A 2,518-nucleotide genomic window follows, 5' to 3' on the forward strand; every position below is an offset into this window, starting at 1 on the left:
GTCACGGTTTCCTCCCTCTTAAAGAAATTGCCCGCGAATACTTCCCTGAAGGTTACACATACCAAGGTCGTCCAAGCATCAAAGAAGTGCTAAAGGAAGGCCAGGAAGTTATCGTACAAGTTGAGAAAGAAGAACGTGGTAGCAAAGGTGCTGCACTGACTACTTTCATCTCTTTGGCGGGTAGCTACTTAGTTCTTATGCCAAACAACCCTCGTGCAGGCGGTATCTCTCGCCGTATCGAAGGTGACGAGCGTACTCAACTAAAAGCAGCTTTAAGCACGCTTGAGCTTCCTCAAGGCATGGGTTTAATCGTTCGTACTGCTGGCGTTGGCAAAAGCGCAGAAGAGCTTGAGTGGGACTTAAACGTACTACTTAATCACTGGGCTGCTATCAAGCAGGCTTCGGATTCAAACGCAGCACCTTTCCTTATCCACCAAGAAAGTAACGTAATTGTTCGTGCAATTCGTGACTACTTGCGTCGTGATATTGGTGAAATTCTTATCGATAGCAACACTATTTTTGAGCGTGCACAAGCGCACATTCAACTAGTGCGCCCAGACTTTATCAGTCGCGTTAAGAAGTACGACGGTGAAGTTCCTCTATTTAGCCACTACCAGATCGAAAGCCAAATTGAATCTGCTTTCCAACGTGAAGTTCGCCTTCCGTCGGGTGGTTCAATCGTTATCGACCCAACAGAAGCTCTAACTTCTATCGATATCAACTCTGCTCGTGCAACGAAAGGCGGTGATATTGAAGAAACAGCTCTGAACACAAACCTAGAAGCCGCAGATGAAATTGCTCGTCAACTTCGTCTACGTGACCTAGGTGGTCTAGTAGTTATCGACTTCATCGATATGACGCCTGTTCGTCATCAACGCGAAGTAGAAAGCCGTCTACGTGATGCAGTTCGTCTAGATCGTGCACGTGTTCAAATCGGTCGTATTTCTCGATTCGGTCTTCTTGAGATGTCTCGTCAGCGTCTAAGCCCTTCTCTAGCAGAAGCAAGCCACCACATCTGTCCTCGCTGTACAGGTACTGGTGTTGTACGTGACAATGAATCTCTAGCACTTTCAGTTCTTCGTCTAATCGAAGAGGAAGCGCTAAAAGACAACACAGCACAAGTGCTTGCAGTTGTACCTGTGCCAATCGCTTCTTACCTATTGAACGAGAAGCGTCGCTCTGTAAACCACATTGAGCGTACTCAAGAAGTTAAGATCACTGTTGTACCTAACTCTGATATGGAAACTCCGCACTTCGAAGTTATCCGTGTTCGTGAAGGTGAAGAGTTCGATCTACTTTCTTACCTACTTCCTAAGAAGCTAGACGCTCTGAAAGAAGCAGAAAGCAAAGAGCCAGCAGAACAGACGATTCGTCCTAAGAAGATCGAAGAACCTGCACTGAAAGGTTTTGCTGCTCCTGCTCAATCTGCGCCAGCTCCAGCGCCAAAAGCAGCAGCTGCAAAAGTAGAAGAGAAGAAAGAAGAGCCTAAGGCACAAGAATCAGGCCTAATCAGCCGCTTCTTCAAAGCTATTGGCAGCTTCCTATTCGGTGGCTCTTCATCTCAAGAAGAGAAACAAGAAGAGAAGCAAGAAGAGAAACCTAAGAACAATCGCAACAATGGCAACCGTCAACGTCGCGATCGCAATGACAATCGTCGTCGCAACCAGCGTGGTGATCGTAACGAGAACCGCGACAACAAGCGCCGTCGTAAGCCAGCTCGCGATGAGAAGCCTGAAGAGCAAAAAGAAAATGCAACTCAGCAACCTCGTCAAAACCGTAAGCCGAAGCAAGACCGCCGCAATAAGCAGCGTGACGAGCAGAAGCAACAACGCGAAGAGCAAGTACCATCTAAGGTTGCAGAACAAGGTCAACAGCTAGCAGCTGATGCTCAAGCGTCTAAACCTGAAGGTCAAAAGCAGAAGTCTGAAGCGAAAGCTGCAAAAGTTAAAGAGCGTCGTCAACGTCGTAAACTGAACAAGCAGATCCGCGTTAAAGACCAGCAAGCTCAAGCAGAAAACAACTCTGCGAAAGAGCAGGTTGCAGCTAAAGATAAGTCTGTTGCTCAAGAGCAAAAGGTAGCGGAACAAGTAGAAGCTAACCAAGCGAACGCTGAACAAACAGAACAGGAAGAGCCGAAGCAACGTCGTAACCGTCGTTCTCCACGTCACCTACGTGCAAGTGGTCAACGTCGTCGTCGCGGTCGTGACCGTCGCCCTAACCCATTCCGCCTACGTAAAGGTGGTGTAGCCTCTCCTGAGATGGCGATGGGTAAAGTGATGCCTCGTTTCGTGCCTAAACCGCACCACAAACAAGCAAAACCTGAAGCTGCTAAAGCAGAAGCGCAAGTACAACAATCAACTGAACTAGAAGCTGTTCAAAACAATGTTGTGATTGCTGGTGGTTTTGCATGTCCTGAAATGGCAATGGGTAAAGTGATTATCCGCCGTGAAGAGCCTGTGGTTGAAGCGAAAGCTGAAGAAGTGGTAGCACAGCCTGCAGTTGAAGCACCTGTTGTTGA

At 47.7% G+C, this 2,518-nt stretch carries 1 protein-coding gene; it reads left to right on the forward strand.

The features are described 5' to 3' along the window. Nucleotides 1–2,518, forward strand: a 2,518-nt coding sequence (gene rne, locus AC4MRV_RS21890; protein ID WP_491189381.1) for a ribonuclease E, incomplete at both ends; no start/stop codon positions are given.

It is taken from the genome of Vibrio sp. (genome assembly GCF_984391705.1).